The 20679-nt window shown below is 64.6% G+C and carries 16 protein-coding genes; 7 read left to right on the top strand and 9 right to left on the bottom strand.

What is annotated here, in order from left to right; all coding sequences use genetic code 11:
• Nucleotides 1-52 precede the first annotated feature (52 nt).
• Nucleotides 53-556, top strand: coding sequence for a hypothetical protein (locus tag ACXJMY_RS01095; protein WP_456617464.1), 504 nt, complete (start codon nt 53-55; stop codon nt 554-556).
• A 248-nt stretch (nt 557-804) separates the two neighbouring features.
• On the opposite strand, the gene ACXJMY_RS01090 is transcribed toward ACXJMY_RS01095, so the two are convergent.
• Nucleotides 805-1260, bottom strand: coding sequence for an Lrp/AsnC family transcriptional regulator (locus ACXJMY_RS01090; protein ID WP_456617463.1), 456 nt, complete (start codon nt 1258-1260; stop codon nt 805-807).
• Nucleotides 1261-1413: 153 nt separating this feature from the next.
• Between ACXJMY_RS01090 and ACXJMY_RS01085 the strand changes: the two genes are divergently transcribed.
• Both ACXJMY_RS01085 and iaaH read left to right on the top strand, forming a co-directional pair.
• A complete protein-coding gene (locus ACXJMY_RS01085; protein ID WP_456617462.1) occupies nt 1414-4863 on the top strand; it encodes an indolepyruvate ferredoxin oxidoreductase family protein in 3450 nt (1149 codons plus the stop codon).
• A gap of 77 nt (nt 4864-4940) precedes the next feature.
• Nucleotides 4941-6362, top strand: a complete 1422-nt coding sequence (iaaH, locus tag ACXJMY_RS01080) for an indoleacetamide hydrolase (protein ID WP_456617461.1) — start codon at nt 4941-4943, stop codon at nt 6360-6362.
• 130 nt (nt 6363-6492) lie between these two features.
• Here iaaH and ACXJMY_RS01075 read toward each other — a convergent pair whose 3' ends face one another.
• Nucleotides 6493-7404: a LysR family transcriptional regulator gene (locus ACXJMY_RS01075; protein WP_456617460.1), complete on the bottom strand. Its 912-nt coding sequence runs from the start codon at nt 7402-7404 to the stop codon at nt 6493-6495.
• Nucleotides 7405-7683: 279 nt separating this feature from the next.
• Between ACXJMY_RS01075 and ACXJMY_RS01070 the strand changes: the two genes are divergently transcribed.
• From ACXJMY_RS01070 to ACXJMY_RS01060, 3 genes are all read left to right on the top strand, one after another.
• On the top strand, nt 7684-8865 hold the full coding sequence (locus ACXJMY_RS01070) for an HlyD family secretion protein (RefSeq protein ID WP_456617459.1): 1182 nt from the start codon (nt 7684-7686) through the stop codon (nt 8863-8865).
• 118 nt (nt 8866-8983) lie between these two features.
• The gene (locus ACXJMY_RS01065) at nt 8984-10603 is read left to right on the top strand and encodes an MDR family MFS transporter (RefSeq protein ID WP_456617458.1); all 1620 of its coding nucleotides are present in this window, start codon (nt 8984-8986) and stop codon (nt 10601-10603) included.
• A gap of 30 nt (nt 10604-10633) precedes the next feature.
• Nucleotides 10634-11095, top strand: a complete 462-nt coding sequence (locus ACXJMY_RS01060; protein ID WP_456617457.1) for a carboxymuconolactone decarboxylase family protein — start codon at nt 10634-10636, stop codon at nt 11093-11095.
• A gap of 140 nt (nt 11096-11235) precedes the next feature.
• Here the strand turns inward: ACXJMY_RS01060 and ACXJMY_RS01055 are convergent, their stop codons facing one another.
• From ACXJMY_RS01055 to ACXJMY_RS01030, 6 genes are all read right to left on the bottom strand, one after another.
• Nucleotides 11236-12096: a D-amino-acid transaminase gene (locus tag ACXJMY_RS01055; RefSeq protein WP_456617456.1), complete on the bottom strand. Its 861-nt coding sequence runs from the start codon at nt 12094-12096 to the stop codon at nt 11236-11238.
• A gap of 180 nt (nt 12097-12276) precedes the next feature.
• Nucleotides 12277-13008, bottom strand: a complete 732-nt coding sequence (locus ACXJMY_RS01050; protein WP_456617455.1) for an amino acid ABC transporter ATP-binding protein — start codon at nt 13006-13008, stop codon at nt 12277-12279.
• Between the two features lie 12 nt (nt 13009-13020).
• Nucleotides 13021-13713: an amino acid ABC transporter permease gene (locus ACXJMY_RS01045; protein WP_456617454.1), complete on the bottom strand. Its 693-nt coding sequence runs from the start codon at nt 13711-13713 to the stop codon at nt 13021-13023.
• A 4-nt stretch (nt 13714-13717) separates the two neighbouring features.
• The gene (locus tag ACXJMY_RS01040) at nt 13718-14449 is read right to left on the bottom strand and encodes an amino acid ABC transporter permease (RefSeq protein ID WP_456617453.1); all 732 of its coding nucleotides are present in this window, start codon (nt 14447-14449) and stop codon (nt 13718-13720) included.
• A gap of 125 nt (nt 14450-14574) precedes the next feature.
• Nucleotides 14575-15486: an amino acid ABC transporter substrate-binding protein gene (locus tag ACXJMY_RS01035; protein ID WP_456617452.1), complete on the bottom strand. Its 912-nt coding sequence runs from the start codon at nt 15484-15486 to the stop codon at nt 14575-14577.
• 99 nt (nt 15487-15585) lie between these two features.
• On the bottom strand, nt 15586-16971 hold the full coding sequence (locus ACXJMY_RS01030; protein ID WP_456617451.1) for a M20 family metallopeptidase: 1386 nt from the start codon (nt 16969-16971) through the stop codon (nt 15586-15588).
• 266 nt (nt 16972-17237) lie between these two features.
• Between ACXJMY_RS01030 and ACXJMY_RS01025 the strand changes: the two genes are divergently transcribed.
• Complete coding sequence (locus tag ACXJMY_RS01025; protein ID WP_456617450.1) at nt 17238-18617, top strand: LLM class flavin-dependent oxidoreductase; 1380 nt, start codon at nt 17238-17240, stop codon at nt 18615-18617.
• 259 nt (nt 18618-18876) lie between these two features.
• On the opposite strand, the gene ACXJMY_RS01020 is transcribed toward ACXJMY_RS01025, so the two are convergent.
• Nucleotides 18877-20538, bottom strand: coding sequence for a thiamine pyrophosphate-binding protein (locus ACXJMY_RS01020; protein ID WP_456617449.1), 1662 nt, complete (start codon nt 20536-20538; stop codon nt 18877-18879).
• Between the last annotated feature and the right edge of the window lie 141 nt (nt 20539-20679).

Genomic DNA, 20679 nt, shown 5'->3' with positions numbered 1-20679 from the left:
GACTGGCTTCGACCTCACCCGACCGGACAGGTCGTCACAAGGGAATCCGAACGTGCCGCCAAACTTCAACCTTCCGTTCGTGCTGAGCGTCGCCGGCGCTTTCCTGACAAGCGCGGTGGTGGCTGCTATCTACGTCTGGCCGGTACTCCGCGCCATGCCGCGCTATGAGGCCCTGAGACTTCTCGCTGCCTTCCATGCGTTCAGGTTCCTGGGCATGAATTTCATGGTGACGGGATTCGTATCAGCGGAGTTGAGCCCGACTTTCGCCGCCGAGGTCGGATGGGGGGATCTCATTGCCGCCTCTCTCGCGCTCGCGTCAATCGCAGCACTCTCCTGGCGATGGTCGATCGCAATTCCGGTGGTCTGGACGTTCAACGTCTGGGGCACGCTGGATCTCTTGAATGCGTACTACATGGGCGTGACGAAAATCCAGGATCCCGGCCTGTTCGGCGCCGGCATTTATATTCCAGCCCTCTACGTGCCGCTGCTGCTCGTCAGCCATGTTCTTGTTTTCATGATTCTATTGAGGGCCGGATCAGAAGAAAAAGCGGCCTGACGCGGCGAGAGGATTGTCATCCGCCGGCCGCGATGTCGTGCGTCCACTGCAACCGGCCTCTCATGAAGGAACGCAGATGAACAGCGATGCTGCTTCCGTTGCCGCCCCGGCCCAGCCTCCCATCCGGCTCGGCTTGATGTGGACCGTTCTATTCACGATCCTGTGGACCTGGCGGCATCGGACAGCACCGAGGAATACGGTTGCTTCATCGCTATCCGCTCGCGGAGACGAGAGCAATTGAAGCCGTCTCAAAACGGCAGCGCCACGCTGGTCTTGATCTCCTTCAACACCACGTTGCTGCGGACGTAGCGGATGCCGGGAATGCGGAACATGAATTCGTCGAGAAACCTGTTGTAGGCCGCCATGTCCTGCACGACGACGCGCAAATGATAATCGGCGTCGCCCGTGGTCGCAAAACACTCCAGCACTTCGCGCCGCGTGGTCACCCGCGCGACGAACTCGTCGACGAATTTGGCATCGTGCCGCTCCAGCGAGACGTGGAGGATGGCGGACATCGCAAAGCCCGCCTGCTCGCGCGCGACCAGCGCCGCATAGCCCTGGATGACACCGGTGTCCTCGAGTGCGCGCACCCGCCGCCAGCAGGCCGAGGTCGACATGCCGACCTCCTCGGCCAGCTGCTGGTTGGTGGCGCGGCCGTCGTTCTGGAGATGAGCGAGAATCCGTGCGTCCTGGTCTTCGATCATGGGAGCTCTCCAATCGGTGAACTCTACCGAAATTCGTGCATATTTGCAAAAATCTACCGGAATACCGGTTAAATCAGGGTGATCAGGTAAGACTTACCAGCCTCGCGGGCATAACCTTCTCCTTGTCGGCAGGGATGCCGCGCGAGGCCCGCCATGGACGCCATTCCGTCACTCGACACCTACGACCTCTCCGACCGCTACGACCGCGAGGAGGGCCGCGTCTTCCTCACGGGCACGCAGGCGATCGTCCGCATCGCGCTCGACCAGGCGCGGCGCGACCGCGCCGCGGGGCTCAACACCGCCGGCTTCATCTCCGGCTACCGCGGCTCGCCGCTCGGCGGAATCGATATCGAGCTCTGGCGCATCACGGAGCGGCTGAAGCGGGACCGCATCGAATTTCTCCCGGCCGTGAACGAAGACCTCGCCGCGACTGCGGTGCTCGGCTCGCAGCAGGTCGAGACCCAGGCCGACCGCGAGGTCGATGGCGTGTTCGGGCTCTGGTACGGCAAGGGCCCCGGCGTCGACCGCTCCGGCGATGCGCTCAAGCACGGCAATGCCTACGGCTCCTCGCCGCATGGCGGCGTGCTGGTGGTCGCCGGCGACGATCATGGCTGCGTGTCCTCCTCGATGCCGCACCAGTCCGACGTCGCCTTCATGAGCTGGTTCATGCCGACGCTGCATCCGGCCGACGTCGGCGAATATCTCGCCTTCGGTGAATATGGCTACGCGCTGAGCCGTTTCTCCGGCATGTGGGTCGGCTTCAAGGCGATCTCGGAGATCGTGGAGTCCGGCGCATCCGTCGCGCTGCGCCCGCCGCGCGCCTTCCGCACGCCGGACTTCACGCCGCCGCCGGGCGGACTGCATTATCGCTGGCCCGATCTGCCGGGGCCGCAGATCGAGGAGCGGCTGGAGGCGAAGAAGCATGCCGTTTACGCCTTCGCAAAGGCCAATCCGATCGACCGCCACATCTACGACATTGCCAATGCCACCTACGGCATCGTCACCACCGGCAAGGCGCATCTTGATCTGATGGAGGCGCTGCGGCTGATGGGGCTGGACGAAGCCGCGTGCCGCAGCATCGGCATCGACATCTACAAGATCGGCATGGTCTGGCCGCTGGCGCTGCATGACGCCATGGACTTCGTGAAGGGCAAGCGCGAGATTTTGGTGGTCGAGGAGAAGCGCGGCATCATCGAGAGCCAGTTCAAGGAATATTTCTATGACTATCCGGGCGCGAAGCCCGAGCGCATGGTCGGCAAGCACGACGAGCGAGGGGCGCGGCTGATCTCCTGGATCGGCGAATTGTCGCCGCGCGCGCTGGCTTCCGTGCTGGCGCGCCGGCTCGATCCGATGTTTCCGGGCCTCAATCTGGCCGCGCGCGCGGCCGCCCTGTTGCCGGAGGCCGAGCGCACGATCAATGTCAGCGGTGCCACCCGCACGCCCTATTTCTGCTCCGGCTGCCCGCACAACACGTCCACGAAAGTGCCGGAGGGTTCAAAAGCGCTGGCCGGCATTGGCTGCCACTTCATGGCGAGCTGGATGGACCGCGAGACCTCGTCGCTGATCCAGATGGGCGGCGAAGGCGTCAACTGGGCGGCCTCGTCGAGATTCACCGGCCACAAGCACGTGTTCCAGAATCTCGGCGAAGGCACCTACTACCATTCGGGCTCGATGGCGATCCGGCAGGCCATCGCCGCCAAGGCCAACATCACCTACAAGATCCTGTTCAACGACGCGGTGGCCATGACCGGCGGCCAGCCGGTCGACGGCCCCATCAGCGTACATGCGATTGCGCACAGCGTGCGCGCCGAAGGCGTGGCCCGCATCGCGCTGGTGTCGGACGATCCCTCGCAGTTTGCGCCGGCAGACTTGCCCATCGGCGTGAGCATTCATCCGCGCGAGGAGATGGACGCCGTGCAGCGCGAGCTGCGCGACGTGTCAGGCGTCTCCGTGCTGATCTATCAGCAGACCTGCGCCACCGAGAAGCGGCGGCGGCGCAAGCGCGGGCAGATGGCCGACCCCAAGCGCTTCGCCTATATCAACGATCTCGTTTGCGAAGGCTGCGGCGACTGCTCGGTCGAGTCCAATTGCCTGAGCGTCGAGCCGAAGGAGACGCCGTTCGGCCGCAAGCGGCAGATCAATCTGTCGTCCTGCAACAAGGATTTCTCCTGCCTCAACGGCTTCTGCCCGAGCTTCGTCACCGTCGAAGGCGCCACGCGCCGGGCGAAGACGGCGAGCCGGATCGACGCCGCCGGCCGCGCGGCCACCCTGCCCCTCCCCAGCTCCGCCACACGCGACCGTCCGTACGATTTGCTGGTGACCGGGGTCGGCGGCACCGGCGTCATCACAGTCGGCGCGTTGATCGGCATGGCCGCGCACCTCGAACGCCGCGGCGTCTCGGTGCTGGACTTCACCGGCTTCGCGCAGAAATTCGGTCCCGTGCTGAGCTATATCCGCCTCGCTGCCAGCCCGGAAGCGCTGCACCAGGTGCGGATCGACCAGGGCGCGGCCGATGCGCTGATCGGATGCGACGTCGTCGTCAGCTCCTCGCCGAAAGCGTCCGGCACCTACCGGCGCGGCACGCGTGCCGCCGTCAACACGGCGGAGATGCCGACCGGCGACGTCGTCCGCTTCCGCGACGCCGATCTGGCCTCGCCCGCCCGCCTGCGCGCGATCAGCCGCGTGATCGGCGACGGCAATCTCGACAGCATCAACGCGAACGGACTCGCCGAACGCCTGCTCGGCGACGCCGTCTATGCCAACATCATCATGCTCGGCTTTGCCTGGCAGCACGGACTGGTGCCGATCTCGCTGCCGGCGCTGCTGCGCGCGATCGAGCTCAACGGCGTCGCGGTCGAACGCAACAAGCAGGCGTTTGCCTGGGGCCGGATCGCGGCCGCGGATCCGGACTTCCTGCCGACATCGGACGGCGCGCCGGCACGAGAGACGCTCGATCAGCTCATCGACCGGCGCACCGAATTTCTCACCGCCTATCAGGATGCCGCCTACGCGGCGCGCTATCGGGCAACCGTCGCAAAGGTCCGCAACGCGGAGGCCGCGCTGAACAGCGAGGTGCTGACCGACGCGGTTGCGCGCGCCCTGTTCAAGCTGATGGCCTACAAGGATGAATATGAGGTGGCGCGCCTGCACATGCGGAGCGGCTTCCTCGACGAATTGAAGCGTGAATTCGAGGGCGATTTCAGGGTGAATTACCATCTTGCACCGCCCTTGCTGCCCTCGAAGCGCGACGCCCGCGGCCGTCCGCGCAAGCGCGCCTTCGGCCAGTGGATCCAGATGCCGCTCGAAGTGCTGGCGCGGTTGAAGGGTTTGCGCGGCACGCCGTTCGATCCGTTCGGCTACACGGCGGAACGGCGCGCCGAGCGGGAGCTGATCGCCTGGTACGAGGAATTGATCGCGCAGATGCTCGAAGGCCTCGACGCCACGCACCTGCCTGACCTCATCGCGATCGCCAGGGCGCCGATGGATATCCGCGGCTATGGCCCGGTGAAGGACGCCGCCATTGCGAAGGTGAAGACCGAGGTGGAACGGCTGCTCGCGGCTTCCGCGGCGTCGCCGTCACCAAAAATGCGGGCCCACGGTTGACGCAAAGCCGGCGAGGCCTCAGCCTCGCCTCCTTGAAGGAGCACCCTCATGGTGCCCCTGCAATCGGGTGACGCATCATGGATTTTGACCAGTTGACCCTGACCCAGGCCGCGGCCGAGCTTCGCGCCGGAAAAGTCACGAGCACCGCGCTCACCACGGAAGCCCTTGCCCGCGCCAAAGCCAACACGGATCTCAACGCCTTCGTCACCGTGGACGAGGCCGGCGCCCTGAAGGCCGCGGCTGCGTTCGACGCAACGGGCGACAAGACAAAACCGCTCGGCGGCGTTCCCATCGTGATCAAGGACAACATCGAGGTGGCCGGCTTGCCCTGCAGCGCAGGAACGCCGGCGCTCATGAGCTTCGTCCCGAAAGGCGACGCCCCCGTGGCAGCAAGGCTGCGTGCCGCCGGCGCGATCATCATCGGCAAGACCAGCATGCACGAGCTCGCCTTCGGCATTTCCGGCTACAACACCGCGTTCAAGACCGGCTCCGAATACGGCGTGCGCAATGCCTATGACAGGCGCCTGATCGCGGGCGGTTCGTCCTCCGGAACGGGGGCCGCGATCGGCGCGCGGATCGTCGCCGGAGGCCTCGGCACCGACACCGGCGGCTCGGTCAGGGTGCCTGCCGCACTGAACGGATGCGCCTCGCTGCGTCCGACCGTCGGACGCTATCCGCAAGACGGCATCGCGCCGATCTCCCACACCCGCGACACCGCAGGGCCAATGGCTGCGACCATGGCCGATGTCGCGTTGCTCGACCGCGTCATTGCTGGCGGTGAGCCCGTTGCGCCGGCCGATCTGAAGCAGGTCCGCATCGGCATCGTGAAGACCATGCTGGCCAATCTCGATGCCGACACCGAAGCCGCCTTCCACGCGGCGGTCGCGCAGATGAAAGCGCAGGGCATCACGATGATCGAGATCGAGATGCCGCAACTCGCCGAGCTCAACGGCCAGGCCAGCTTTCCCGTCGCGCTGTACGAGGCCTATGACGACCTGGTCGCCTATCTCGCACACACCGGCACCGGTATCACCGTCGAAGCGCTGGCAAAGGAGATCGCCAGCCCCGACGTGAAGGGCACCTATGACGGCCTGGTGATCCCGCGCGAGCTGTTCGGGCCCGACAACACGCTGGTCGATGCCAAGCCGGTTTATGACCACGCAATCAAGACCGCGCGCCCGGCGCTGCAAGCGCTCTACGAGAGCACCTTTGCCGGCAACAGGCTGGACGCCATCGCCTTCCCGACCACGCCACGCGTCGCCATTGCCTCCGGTCCCGACTCCAGCAGTCTCGAAAATTTCGGCCTGTTCATCCAGAACACCGATCCCGGCAGCAATGCCGGCATTCCCGGCATCCAGATTCCGATCGCGCTTGGCGCCACGAGCCAACTGCCTGTCGGTCTCGAACTCGACGGCCCGGCCGGAAGCGACCGCCGGTTGCTTGCGATCGGCATCGCGCTCGACGCCGTATTCGGACGGCTGCCGCCGCCGTCGCGCTAGAGCGTTGCGGGTCCGAGATCCTTGTAGGGTGGGCAAAGCGAAGCGTGCCCACCTCTTGTAGATTCGCAGGAAGATGGTGGGCACGGCGCAAGCGCGCCTTTGCCCACCCTACGGTGTGCCGCCGCGCCAGTCATGAATACGGATTGATCAGCTTCTGCTGTTCGGCGCTGTGGTGCACGAGCATGTCGATGAAGGTCCTGACCTTCGCCGACAGATGATGCTTGTGCGGATAGACCGCGTTCATCGACATCTCGACAGGACGATATTCGGGCAGGAGCCGAACGAGGTGACCGGCTTCGAGATCGTCCCGAATGAGAAACCCGGCCATCAGACAGACCGCGGCGCCTTGCAGCGCCACCTTCCGCAAGGCCTCACCGCTGTTGGTGATGAAGCTGCCGGAGATCCGTACCGATGCCGGCGCGCCCTTGCGATCGAAGAAGCGCCAATCATCGCCGAAGGGATAATTCACGTGACGGCCGCAATTGTGCGCGGTGAGCTCATCGAGCTTCCGCACGCGACCATGCCTCTCGAGATAGTCGTGCGAGCAGCACAGCACGTGGCGCCAGGTGGCGAGACTGCGGACGATCAGGCTCGAATCCGGCGGTGGGGTCATGCGCACCGCAACGTCATACCCTTCCTCGATGAGGTCGACGTCGGCTTCGCCCATGCGCAGATCGATCTTGAGCTCTGGATAGGTCGACAGGAGTTTCGCCACGATGGGCGTGACAAACGGCACCATGTGCGTGGCGACGTGGATCCGTAGCGTGCCGCGGGGCACCGACTGCAATTCGCTCGCGATATCGTCGGCCTGTTCGATATCGGCGAGGATCTGGACGCAGCGGTCGTAATAGGCCTTGCCGATCTCGGTGAGGTTGACCTTGCGCGTGGTGCGCTGAAGCAGCCTCACCCCGAGCCGGTCTTCCAGCGCCTGAACATGATTGCTCACCATGGTGGTCGACATGTTGAGCTTGCGGGCTGCGGCAGAGAAGCCGCCGGTCTCGACCACCCGGCTAAAGACTTCGAGGCTGGTCAATCGGTCCATGCCGCCTGATTATCCGCTCTTGATCGATAATCTCAAGGAATTCGCCCCGATTATCTACCAGATCATCCCGCGTGCGGCATCGCGCAGGCGTTGGCAGCAATCGCTCGACAGGCGCGGCAATCGCTCTGGGGCAGTCGCACGTCTGGTTGGGTAGACCATACACACCTCAGGCGAGGTCCGCGGACTATCCACTCCGAGTGGATAATCCTTCTAGCATTTCGCCGATTATCGCTCGAACTGGAAAGACCGATAGTCCCTGCCAGCCGATAGGAGACCGTCATGTCCGAGATGCCCCGCACCGAAAAATTCCAGCAAGCGACTGAAATAACTCAAGATTATTCCAAGTCACCGCTGCCTATGCCGGTCCGGAACAGGGTCCGGCACGCGGCCTTGGTGCTCGCGCTCCTCGCAGGCACGGCAGCGACTGTCTATTACGGCCACGACTACTGGACCAACGGCCGCTATCTCGAGACGACCGACGACGCCTATGTGAAGGCGGACTCGACGATCGTCGCGCCGAAGGTTTCCGGCTACATCGCGAAGGTCCTGGTCGGCGACAACGAAAAGGTCAAGGCCGGACAGTTGCTGGCGAAGATCGACGACCGCGACTTCAAGGCGGCGCTCGACCAGGCCCGCGCCGATGTCGCGGCGGCGGAAGCCTCGGTGCGCAACCTCGATGCCCAGCTCGAGCTTCAGCAGCCGATCATCGAGCAGAGCACGGCCGATGTCACGGCTGCGGACGCCAATCTGAAATTCGCGCAGGAAGAGCGCGCCCGCTACGACGACCTGATGAAATCGGGCTCCGGCACGATTCAGCGCGCGCAGCAGACCGATGCGGCGCTACGCGCCAGCAGCGCGCAGTTGCAGCACGCCAAGTTCGGTCTGCTGGCGGCGCAGCGCAAGGTCGACGTGCTCACCACCCAGCGCGCCCAGGCCACGGCCCAGCTCGAACGTGCCCGTGCGGTCGCGCAGCAGGCTGAGCTCAACCTCTCCTACACCGAGATCACCGCACCGGTCGACGGCACGGTCGGCGCCCGCAGCTTGCGCGTCGGCCAGTTCGTGCAGGCCGGTACGCAGTTGATGGCGGTGGTGCCGCTCGATGCGGTCTATGTGGTCGCCAACTTCAAGGAGACGCAGCTCACCCATGTCCGTCCCGGCCAGCCGGTCGAGCTGCGCGTCGACAGCTTCCGCGGCCAGACCCTGCGCGGTCATGTCGACAGCCTGTCGCCGGCCAGCGGGCTCGAATTCGCGCTGCTGCCGCCCGACAACGCCACCGGCAATTTCACCAAGATCGTGCAGCGCGTCCCGGTGAAGATCGTGCTCGACGATCACAGCCTGACCGGCCTGTTGCGGCCGGGCATGTCCGCGGTGCCAACGGTAGACACCAAGCAGGCGGTGCTGGCCGAACGCGAGACGGCTAGGCGCATCGCCGACAACACCTCTCGCCCGAACGGCGGCTGACCTCAGGGGGCATGCGGCAGGATTGTCAAACCCTGCCGGATGATCCTTCCAGAACTCCGCCGATTATCGAAACCATCCGCCTAATGCATCCTGTCTCCGTAACCGAGACGAGGCTTCCATGAGCACGCTCCAACCGGCCATCAACGCCGCCTCCGCCGCCAACCTCCCCGCGCCGGCCGCGGCCCCCACGACTCCGGCCGTGTTGGCCAAGACCTGGATCGCAGTGATCGGCGCGACGCTCGGCGCCTTCATGGCGGTGCTGAACATCCAGATCGTCAACGCCTCGCTCGCCGATATCCAGGGCGCGATCGGCGCCGGAATCGACGACGGCGGCTGGATCTCGACGTCCTATCTGATCGCAGAGATCGTGGTGATCCCGCTGTCGGGGTGGCTCGCCCAGGTGTTCTCGATCCGCATCTACCTCCTCACCAACGCGATCCTCTTCCTGGCTCTGTCGGCAGCGTGCGCGCTGGCGCAGGACCTGCCGCAGATGATCGTGCTGCGCGCGGTGCAAGGTTTTACCGGCGGCGTGCTGATCCCGATGGCCTTCACGCTGATCATCACGCTGCTGCCGCGTGCCAAGCAGCCGATCGGCCTGGCGCTGTTCGCGCTGTCGGCGACGTTTGCGCCGGCGATCGGCCCGACCATCGGCGGCTATCTCACCGAGAATTTCGGCTGGCAGTACATTTTCTACGTCAACCTCGTGCCCGGCGCGATCATGGTCGGCATGCTCTGGTACGCGCTGGATGCGAGGCCGATGAAGCTCTCGCTGCTGCGCGAGGGCGACTGGGCCGGCATCATCACCATGGCGATCGGCCTGTCCGCGCTCCAGACCGTGCTGGAAGAAGGCAACAAGGACGACTGGTTCGGCTCACCCTTCATCGTCAAGCTGTCGGTGATCGCCGCAGTCGCGCTGACCGTCTTCCTGATCATCGAGCTCACGGTCAAGAAGCCGCTGTTGAACCTGCGCCTGCTGGTCCGCCGCAATTTCGGCTTCGGGATGCTCGCGAATTTCCTGCTCGGCATCGCGTTGTACGGTTCGGTGTTCATCCTGCCGCAATATCTGTCGCGCATTCAGGGTTACAATGCCGAGCAGATCGGCATGGTGCTGGCCTGGACCGGATTGCCGCAGCTCGTGCTGATCCCGCTGGTGCCGCGCCTGATGCAGCGGTTTGACGCGCGGATCATCATCGGTGTCGGCTTCGTGCTGTTCGCGGCGTCCAACTTCCTGAACATCTATATGACCAGCGATTATGCTGCCGATCAGCTGCTCTGGCCTAACGTGGTCCGCGCCATCGGCCAGGCGCTGGTGATGGCGCCGCTCTCGGCGGTCGCGACCGCCGGCATCGAGGCGGAGAACGCGGGCTCGGCGTCCGGCCTGTTCAACATGATGCGCAATCTCGGCGGCGCCGTCGGCATCGCGCTGCTCCAGACCGTGCTGACCAAGCGCGAGCAGTACCACTCCAACGTGCTGATGCAGTCGGTCTCGGTGTTCGAGCAGGCCACCCGCACCCGGCTGGAGCAGCTCACGCAATATTTCGTCAACCACGGCATCCTCGACCGCGCCGACGCCTCGCATCGCGCCTATGTCGCGATCGGCCATATCGTGCAGAAGCAGGCCTACATCCTCGCCTTCAGCGACACCTTCTATCTGCTCGGCATGGCACTGATCGTCGCCCTGATCGCAACCCTCTTCCTGAAGAAGCCCGGCCACACCTCGGCCGGGGGAGCCCACTGACCTCAACTTGAAGGAGCAAGGAGAACGACCATGAAGCCCCGCATGAATTTCTACCAGGCCGCCCCCGACACGATGAAAGCGCTGATGGCGCTGGAAGAGCAGATCCAGTCCACGGGACTTGAGAAATCGCTGATCGAGCTCGTCAAGATCCGGGCGTCGCAGATCAACGGCTGCGCCTTTTGCATCAACATGCACACCGAGGACGCTCGCAAGCGCGGCGAGACCGAGCAGCGCATCTACCTGCTGAATGCCTGGCGCGAATCCCCGCTCTATACCGACCGCGAACGCGCCGCGCTGGCGTGGACCGAGTCGGTCACGCTGATCTCCGAGACGCATGCCCCGGACGACGTCTACGAGCAGGTCCGTGCGCAGTTCTCCGATGCCGAGACGGTGAACCTGACCATGCTGATCGGGGCCATCAATGCCTGGAACAGGCTGGCGATCGCATTCCGGGCGATTCACCCGGTGAAGGTGAAGGCGTCGGTGGCGTAGGCCGTGGCGCGTCCCTCGCAGCCGAGTCTCGTAGGGTGGGCAAAGCGAAGCATGCCCACCGCTTCTTCAGCGAACGCGAGAGAAGAGGTGGGCACGGCGCAAGCGCGCCTTTGCCCACCCTACGATAGCTGAGAGTGTGGCTAAACCGCAGTCGCCTTGGCGAACTCCACATAGATCTCGCGCAGCCGCGTCGCCATCGGGCCGGGCTTGCCGTCGCCGACCTTCTTGCCGTCGACCGCGACCACCGGCTGCACGAACTGCGAGGCCGAGGTGATGAAGGCTTCCTTGGCGGCGAGCGCCTCGGCGACCGTGAAGGAACGTTCCTCGACGCGGAGCTGGCGTTCTTCCGCGAGCGCCACCACGGCCTTACGGGTACAGCCCGGCAGGATCGCGTTGGAGTTCTTCCGGGTCACGATGACGTCGTCCTTGGTGAGGATGAAGGCCGAGGACGAGCCGCCTTCGGTGACGAAACCGTCTTGCAGCATCCAGGCCTCGCCCGCGCCGGCTTCGGCAGCGGCCTGCTTCGCCAGCACCTGTGCCAGCAGCGCCACGCTCTTGATGTCGCGCCGCTCCCAGCGGATGTCGGGCACCGTGATCACGTTGATGCCGGTCTTCGCCGACGCCGCGTTGATGATGTCCTTCTCCGAGGTGAACATCACCAGGCTCGGCTTGACGTTGCCCTTGGGGAAGGGGAAATCGCGGCCCTTGTCGGCGCCGCGCGTCACCTGGAGATAGACGAGGCCGCTTTCGACCTTGTTGCGCGCGATCAGCTCCTTCTGGATCTCGGTGATGCGCTCGACCGTCTCCGGCAGCCTCAGCTTGATCTCGCCGACCGAGCGCTCCAGCCGCGCCAAATGCGAGGCGTTGTCGACCAGCTTGCCGTCGAGCACGGCGGAAACCTCGTAGATGCCGTCGGCGAACAGAAAGCCGCGATCGAGGACCGAGACTTTGGCGTCCGAGAGCGGGACGAATGAGCCGTTGACGTAGGCGATCGAGTCCAAGGCAGGTCTCCTGGAGGGGAAGGGGATTTGGCCACCGGTATAGGAGATTTGGCGAGCCCGATAAACCCTACTCTTCGTCATCCCGGGGCGCGCGTAGCGCGAGCCCGGGATCCATACTCCCGATGGTGGTTATGGATTCCGGGCTCGCGACTGCGTCGCGCCCCGGAATGACAGAGGGAGTTAATGCGACAGAATCTTCGACAGGAACTTCTGCGCGCGGTCGCTGCGCGGCTTGCCGAAGAAATCCTCCTTCGCCGCATCCTCGACGATCTCGCCGCGGTCCATGAAGATCACGCGGTTGGCGACCTTGCGGGCAAAACCCATCTCGTGGGTCACGACCATCATGGTCATGCCTTCGCGGGCGAGATCGACCATGACGTCGAGCACCTCGCTCACCATTTCGGGGTCGAGCGCCGAGGTCGGCTCGTCGAACAGCATGACGATCGGATCCATCGCGAGCGCGCGCGCGATGGCGACGCGCTGCTGCTGGCCGCCGGAGAGCTGCGCGGGAAACTTCTGCGCCTGCTCCTTCAGGCCGACGCGATCCAGCAGTTGCATGCCTTTCGCCACCGCCTTGTCGTAGGAACGGCCAAGCACCTTCTGCTGGGCAAGGCAGAGATTCTCGATGATCTTGAGATGCGGGAACAGCTCAAAGTGCTGGAACACCATGCCGACGCGCGAGCGAAGTTTCGGCAGGTCGGTCTTGGGATCGTTGACCTTGGTGCCGTCGACGCTGATGTCGCCCTCCTGGAACGGCTCGAGCGCGTTGACGCATTTGATCAGCGTCGACTTGCCCGAACCCGAGGGGCCGCAGACCACCACCACCTCGCCCTTGGTGACGCTGGTGGTGCAGTCGGTCAGCACCTGGAAGGTCGGGCTGTACCATTTGTTGACGTGGCTGATTTCGATCATGATCGACACGCTCTATCGAATGATGGCGATGCGCGCCTGGAGGCGGCGAACGCCAAAGGACGCAACACAGGAAATGGTGAAGTAGACGACGGCGGCAAACAGGTACATCTCGACCAGGCGACCGTCGCGCTGTGCGACCTTGCTCGCCGCACCCAGGAAGTCCGGGATCGAGAGCACGTAGACCAGCGAGGTGTCCTGGAACAGCACGATGGTCTGCGTCAGCAGCACCGGCAGCATGTTGCGGAACGCCTGCGGCAGCACGACGTAGCGCATGGTCTGAGCGTAGGTGAGGCCGAGCGCGTTGGCGGCGGCCGGCTGGCCGCGCGAGATCGACTGGATGCCGGCGCGCATGATTTCGGAGAAGTAGGCCGCCTCGAACATGATGAAGGTGATGAGCGAGGAGGCAAACGCACCGACACTGATGGGCCGCGACGCGCCGGTCACCCACTGCCCGATATAGGGCACCAGGAAGTAGAACCAGAAGATGACCAGCACCAGCGGCAGCGAGCGCATGAAGTCGACATAGACGCCGGCGATGCGGCCGAGCACCTTGTAGCCGGACAGCCGCATCAGTGCGATCGCCGTGCCGAAGACCAGGCCGCCGAGACCGGCGAGCGCGGTCAGGGTCACCGTGAACGTCATGCCCTCATAGAACAAATAGGGCAGCGCGCGGCGGATGACGTCGAAATCGAGATTACCGAACATGGCGCTATTTCCCCGTGATGTAGCCGGGAATCGCGACGTAGCGCTCGAGGAAGCGCATTCCGGTCACGACGACGGCGTTGACGAGGAGATAGAGGATGGTCGCGGCGGTGAAGGCCTCGAACACCTGGAACGAGAATTCCTGCATCGATCGCGCCTGTCCGGTCAATTCGATCAAGCCGATGGTGATGGCGACCGCCGTGTTCTTGATGGTGTTGAGAAACTCGGAGGTCAGCGGCGGCAGGATGATGCGGAACGCCATCGGCAGCAGGACGTAGCGATAGCCCTGCACGGTGGTGAGACCGAGCGCGGTTGCCGCCATCTTCTGTCCGCGCGGCAGCGAGCCGATGCCGGCCTGCAATTGCACGGCGACGCGGGCCGACATGAAGAAGCCGATGCCGATCGCGGCCGTCCAGAACGGCGCGTTCGGCAGTTGCTTCAGCCACAGCCCGGCGGATTTCGGCAGCAGTTCCGGCAGCACGAAGAACCACAGGAACAGCTGCACCAGCAGCGGCATGTTGCGGAAGAACTCGACCCAGCAGAAGCCGAACCAGTAGGCGCCCCGCGACGGCAGCGTGCGCATGACGCCGATCAGCGAGCCGAAGATCAGCGCGATGATCCAGGCGAGCACCGCCGTCTTCAGGGTCAGCACCAGGCCCGACAACAGCATGTCGAGATAGGTGCCGGTCCCCATCGGATTCGGCTCGAAGAAAATTCCCCAGTTCCAGTGGTAGTTCACGAGTCCCCCGCGCGAACGCGCCAATCACAGATGTCGTAAACGTCTATGCAAATGTCCGGCCACTCCCTCCAGAATGGCCGGAATTTGCTTCCTCTCCCCGCGTGCGGGGAGAGGCAAACAGCAACTTACTTATAATCGTCCGGGTTCGGCGAGTCGCTCGGCTTTGCGAACTCGTTCTTCAGCTCGGCCGAGATCGGCGTGTTGAGGTTCAGGCCCTTCGGCGGGATCTTCTGGGTGAACCACTTCTCGTAGATCTTCTGGCCCTCGCCGGAGGTGTAGAGCGCGGCGGTCGCCGCATCGACCACCTTCTTGAAGGGCGCGTCGTCCTTGCGCAGCATGATGCCGTAGGGCTCGGGCTTGGAGAAGGCGTCCTTGGAGATGACGTAGTCGTCCGGCGACTTCGAGCCGGCAACCAGGCTCGCGAGCAGGATGTCGTCCATCACGAAGGCCACCGCACGATCGGTCTCGACCATCAGGAAGGATTCGGCGTGGTCCTTGGCCGGGATGATGTTGGCGCCGAGGCCTTTCGCGACGTTAGCTTCGGTGAGCTGCTTGATGTTGGTGGTGCCGGCAGTCGAGACCACCGTCTTGCCCTTGAGATCGTCGATCGACTTCAGGCCGCTCGACTTCTTGAAGACGTAGCGGCTGGCGGTCAGGAAGTGGGTGTTGGTGAAGGCGACCTGCTTCTGGCGCTCGGCATTGTTGGTGGTCGAGCCGCATTCGAGGTCGATGGTGCCGTTGGCCATCAGCGGGATACGGGTCGCCGAGGTCACCGGATTGAGCTTGACCTCGAGCTTGTCGAGCTTGAGCTCCTTCTTCACGGCGTCGACGATCTTGTAGCAGATGTCCATCGCGAACCCGACGGGCTTCTGGTTGTCGTCGAGATAGGAGAACGGGATCGAGGAGTCGCGGAAGCCGAGGGTGATGGCGCCGGTGTCCTTGATGTTCTTCAGCGTGCCGGTCAGTTCCTGGGCCCCAGCCTGGCTGACGACGAAGGTCGCGGCGAGCGCGAGGCCGATGCTACGGAAATGTTTCACTTTTTTGGTCCCCTTTCAGGATGATGCGGCCGGATGCAAGCACAAATCGGCCCGGATTAGAATGTGACTTTCGGCTGGATCACGGCTCAGGTTAACGGCTCAGGTGAGTGGCTTGGGCAATTCCCCGAGATCCCAGAACAGGCCGGCCATCACCGTCAAGGCCTCTTCGGTCAATGGCAGCAGGATGTGCTCATTGGGCGCATGCTGGGAGCAGCCGGGATAGGAGTGCGGGACCCAGATCGTCGGCAGGCCAAGAATCTCGGAAAACACGTCGTTGGGCAGCGAGCCGCCGAAATTCGGCAACACCGCCGGCGTCTTGCCGGTGGTCTCTTGCACCGAATCCGCCGCCCATTTGATCCAGGGGCTGTCGAAATCGGTGCGCGAGGCGGCGAAGCTCTGCGCCGCCCGCACCTCGACCATCGGAAAGCCCTTTGCGACCAGATGGGCGCGGACGGCGTCGATGAGGCCGTCGATCCTGGTGCCGACGACAAAACGCAGTTGCAGCACGGCATTGGCGTGGCCGGGAATGGCGTTGGCTGGCTTCTCGATATTGCCGGATGACATCGCCAGCACCTCGAGCGTGTTCCAGGCGTAGAGGCGCTCGGCTGCCGACAGGCCCTCCTCGCCCCAATTCTCCGCGAGCGCCGGCTCGTCCTCGGTCGGGACGACCTGCACGTCGGCGAGATAGCTGCGGATCTGGTTGGTGAGCCGCGGCGGCTTCAGCGCGTCGAGCTGAAGCCGGCCGTGGCCGTCGACCAGCGTGGCAATCGCGTTGACCAGAATCGTCGCGGGGTTGGCGAGCACGCCGCCCCAATTGCCGGAATGGTGCCCGCCGTCGCGCAAATTGACGTCGAGATGGATGCGGATGCCGCCGCGGCAGCCCAGGAACAGGGTCGGCCGATCGGCGGACAGGCGCGGCCCGTCGGAGGCCATGAACAAATCGGCCTTGAGCGCGTCGCGGTTGAGATCGCAGACCTTGCCGAGATCGGGCGAGCCGATCTCCTCGCCCATCTCGACGATGAATTTGGCATTGAAGCCGAGCTTGCCGCCGCGGGCGTCGCGCACCGCGCGGAGCGCCGCCATGTTGATGCTGTGCTGGCCCTTGTTGTCGGCGGTGCCACGGCCGTAGAGGCGCGTGCCTGAAACCGTGGTGCGCCAGGGATCGCGGCCCTCGCGCCACTCGCCTTCCATGCCGTCGACGACGTCGCCATGGCCGTAGATCAGCACGGTCGGCGCCGTTTCGCTCTCCCGATGCTCGGCGAACAGGAACGGCGCCTTGCCGCTGGGGGATTCGACCAGGCGGCTTTGGAAATCGAGCGCGGCGAAGGCCGGCACCATCTCCTGTTCCAGATAGGCACGCAGCTCCGTGCCGCGCGACGGGTTCTGGCTTTCGGTCCGGAAGGCGACGCGGCGGTCGAGCTCGGTGAGGAACGCACCGGATTTGAAATCGTCGCGGGCGCGGGCGATGGCGTCGGCTCTGGTCATGACTTACTTTTTCGAGGTTTGAAGACGAAGGAGCATACCCGAGACGGGCGGACCTTCGAAAGTGGCGGGGACTTCGATAGTTCTTGGATAGTTCTTGGATAGTTTCTTGGGATTTCGTTCTTGCTCTCTTGAGATTGGCTTGCCAAGGGCAGCAGCGCCGCTGATTTTGGCCTTGCCAAGCGCAAGTTATATGCAAGAACTTCGCCAAGTTCGGGCGCACATCTATCATTCGAAGAGCGCCCGGTACAGGGCGCCGGGGGACCAGCATGGCCAAGCAGATCAGGCTCAACGCATTTGCGATGAATTGCGTCGCGCATCAATCACCGGGGCTGTGGACCCATCCGCGCGACCGTACCGCCGACTATAACCGCCTGCCCTACTGGATCGATCTCGCCAGGACGCTGGAGCGCGGCCGCTTCGATGGTCTGTTCCTGGCGGACGTGCTCGGCGTCTACGACGTCTATGGCAACAGCCCTGACGCAGCCCTGCGCAATGCGGCACAGACGCCCTCGAACGAGCCGCTGCTGCTGCTCTCGGCGATGGCGGCGGTGACGCAAAATCTCGGCTTTGGCGTCACCAGCAATCTTTCCTTTGAGCCGCCCTACCCGTTCGCACGGCGAATGTCGACGCTCGACCATCTCACCGAGGGACGGATCGGCTGGAACGTCGTCACCGGCTATCTCGACAGCGCCGCGCGCGGCGCCGGCAAGGAGAAGCAGACCGGACACGACGACCGCTACGACATCGCGGACGAATATATGGAGGTGGTCTACAAGCTCTGGGAAGGGAGCTGGGAGGACGACGCGGTGCTGCGCGATCGCAAACGCGGCATCTTTACCGATCCCACCAAGGTTCATCGCGTCAACCACGAGGGCGCGAACTACCGCATCAACAACACCATTCACCTCAGCGAGCCGTCGCCGCAGCGCACGCCGGTGCTGTACCAGGCCGGCACCTCGCCGCGCGGGCGGCAGTTCGCGGCAAAGCATGCCGAATGCGTGTTCATGTCGGGACCCTCGGCCAAGGTGATCGGCCCGCGCGTGTCCGCGATCCGCCAGGAAGCTGCCGCGGTCGGCCGCAACCCGGCGGAAATCCTGATGTTCTCGATGATGACGATCATCCTCGGGCGGACGGAAGCCGAAGCCAGGGAAAAGTATGCCGACTACCGCCGCCACATCAGCCCGGAAGGCGCGCTGGCGCTGATGTCGGGATGGACCGGCGTCGATTTCTCCGGCTACGACCTCGACCAGCAGGTGCGCCACGTCCAGAACGACGCCGGCCGCAGCGCGATGGACAATGTCACCCGCGCCGACCCCGACCGCGTCTGGACCGTGCGCGACGTCATCGAGCATGTCGGCGTCGGCGGCGCCGGCCCGGTCGTGGTCGGCACGCCGGAGATGGTCGCGGACAAGATCGAGGCATGGTTCGAGGCAACCGATGTCGACGGCCTCAACGTCGCCTTTGCGATCTCGCCCGGCGATTTCGAGGACATCGCCGACATGCTGGTGCCGGAGCTGACGCGGCGCGGACGGTACAAGCCGGAGTACGCGCAAGGCACGCTGCGGGAGAAGCTGTTCGGTGCAGGCCGCGCGCGGTTAGGCGCGCCGCATCCGGCGGCGGGGTATCGGGTGGGGAAGACGGGGTAGGCGCCACCCCCAATGTCGTCCTGGCGAAAGCCAGGACCCATTACCCCAACAGGGAGTTTGGCGAAGACTGGTCGTTCGGGATTAGCACCACCCGCACTCGATAGATCACGCGGTATGGGTCCTGGCCTTCGCCAGGACGACGATGTGGGGACATTGTGCCCCAACATCGTCATCGGGACTGCGCGCTAAACCCTCAGTGTCGTCCCGGCGAAGGCCGGGACCGGCCTTCGCCGGGGCGACGTTGGGAAGCAGTGTGACCTCACACCTTCCCGTCCACCATCACCTCGATCAGCTTCGTCCCCGGCCGGTTGAACRCCGACGACAGCGTCGCTTTCAGCTCGCGGGGATCGCTCACCTTGATCGCCTCGCAGCCCAGCGCCTTCGCGATCCCGGCGAAATCGACCGGCGGATCGACGAAATCCATGCCGACGTAATTGTCGTCGCCGTGAAACGCGAGCAGGCGCTGCTTGATGATGCGGTAGCCGCCATTGTTGGCGATGACGACGTTGAGCGGCAGCTTGTGATGCGCGGCGGTCCAGAGCGACTGGATCGAATACATCGCGCTGCCGTCGCCGGAGAAGCACACCACCGGACGATCCGGATTGGCGATGCTGACGCCGACCGATGCTGGAAGGCCCCAGCCGATGCCGCCGGAGGCGAGGCCGTGATAGCCGAAGCGGTCGCGGTGCGGGCGCAGGTTCGTGATCTGGCGGGCTGAGGTGAGGCCTTCGTCGACCAGGATGGCATTGTCGGGCATCGCCTCGACCATCTGCAACACCATCCAGTCGGGATCGATCGGCGTGCGGCCGGCGCTCTTGCCGATCTGCTCGACCAGCGCAGCGCGCCGCGCGGTCCAGTTCTTCGGCGCGAGCTCGGCGAGACGCTGCTTCGCGCGGCTCGCCAGGGCCGCGCCGCCCATCTCCTTCAGCACCGGGATCAGCGCACGCAGGGTTTCCTTCAAATCCGCCTTCAGCGCGATCTCGGCGCCGTAATTCTTGGCGATCTCCCAATCGACCAGACCGACCTGCACGATGCCGAGACCGTCCGGCAGCGCGTCAACGTCGCTATAGACCGACATCCGCAGCGGATCGCCGCCGAGCGCGATCAGGAGGTCATAGGGCGCCAGCGTGTCGCGCGCGACCTTCTGCACACGCGCCAGCGTGCCGACGAAGCTCGGGCTCTCCGAGAGGAAGTGCGAGCCATAGGGCGTCGAGGACTGATAGGCGGCCGCGCCGAGCAGCTCGGCGAGCTCGGCCGCTTCCTTCAGCGCGTCGCTCTTGACCACCTCGTCCATGGTGACGATGACGGGACGTTCGGCCTTCAGCAGCCGCGCGGCAAGGGCCTTCAGCGCCTCGTCCGACGGCCTGGTGCGCGCGTCGATGCGGGTGGAGCGGCCGAGATCAATGCCGGCTTCGCTGTTGAGAATGTCGCCGGGCAGCGAGATGAACACCGGCCCGGTCGGCGGCGTCATCGCGACCTTGGCGGCGCGACGCACGATGCGCGGCAGATCCTCCAGCCGCGTCACCTCGACCGCCCATTTCACCAGTGGCTCGGCCATGCGCACCAGCGGGCCGTAGAGCACCGGCTCCATCAGGCCGTGGCCCTGCTCCTGCTGGCCCGCGGTCAGGATCATCGGCGTGCCCGTGAACTGAGCATTGTAAAGCGAGCCCATCGCATTGCCGAGACCGGGCGCGACATGGACGTTGCAGGCGACGAGCTTGCCCGACGCACGGCTGTAGCCATCCGCGATCGCGACCACCAGGCTCTCCTGCATCGCCATCACATAGGTGAGGTCGGGATGGTCCTTCAGCGCATGCATGATCGGCAGCTCGGTAGTGCCGGGATTGCCGAACAAATGGGTGATGCCCTCGTCCTTGAGCAGCGCGAGAAAGGCGGAGCGGCCGGTGATCTTGTTCTTCATGTTTCCTCCAGGCCCCGCGGGTGTTGCCGCAAGGTGAGGCATGATGGCCGAACTTGGCCGAGGCACGCAAGGAAGCGCCGTCATGGCAGACTTGCGCCGGCGTGCTCAAGCTGGGAACATGCTCGGGCGTAAGCCTGCACG

This window comes from Bradyrhizobium sp. P5_C12 (assembly GCF_054049735.1).
The sequence above is the reverse complement of the archived record's forward strand: the minus strand, read 5'-3'. Positions and strand labels throughout refer to the sequence as shown.

Bases quoted from the DNA above. Each gene is read 5' to 3' on its own strand.
- ACXJMY_RS01045 (WP_456617454.1), bottom strand. From the start codon at position 13,713: ATGTTCGGTAATCTCGATTTCGACGTCATCCGCCGCGCGCTGCCCTAT.
- ACXJMY_RS01085 (WP_456617462.1), top strand. From the start codon at position 1,414: ATGGACGCCATTCCGTCACTCGACACCTACGACCTCTCCGACCGCTAC.
- ACXJMY_RS01070 (WP_456617459.1), top strand. From the start codon at position 7,684: ATGTCCGAGATGCCCCGCACCGAAAAATTCCAGCAAGCGACTGAAATA.
- ACXJMY_RS01090 (WP_456617463.1), bottom strand. From the start codon at position 1,260: ATGATCGAAGACCAGGACGCACGGATTCTCGCTCATCTCCAGAACGAC.
- ACXJMY_RS01075 (WP_456617460.1), bottom strand. From the start codon at position 7,404: ATGGACCGATTGACCAGCCTCGAAGTCTTTAGCCGGGTGGTCGAGACC.
- ACXJMY_RS01030 (WP_456617451.1), bottom strand. From the start codon at position 16,971: ATGACCAGAGCCGACGCCATCGCCCGCGCCCGCGACGATTTCAAATCC.
- iaaH (WP_456617461.1), top strand. From the start codon at position 4,941: ATGGATTTTGACCAGTTGACCCTGACCCAGGCCGCGGCCGAGCTTCGC.
- ACXJMY_RS01060 (WP_456617457.1), top strand. From the start codon at position 10,634: ATGAAGCCCCGCATGAATTTCTACCAGGCCGCCCCCGACACGATGAAA.
- ACXJMY_RS01025 (WP_456617450.1), top strand. From the start codon at position 17,238: ATGGCCAAGCAGATCAGGCTCAACGCATTTGCGATGAATTGCGTCGCG.
- ACXJMY_RS01065 (WP_456617458.1), top strand. From the start codon at position 8,984: ATGAGCACGCTCCAACCGGCCATCAACGCCGCCTCCGCCGCCAACCTC.
- ACXJMY_RS01050 (WP_456617455.1), bottom strand. From the start codon at position 13,008: ATGATCGAAATCAGCCACGTCAACAAATGGTACAGCCCGACCTTCCAG.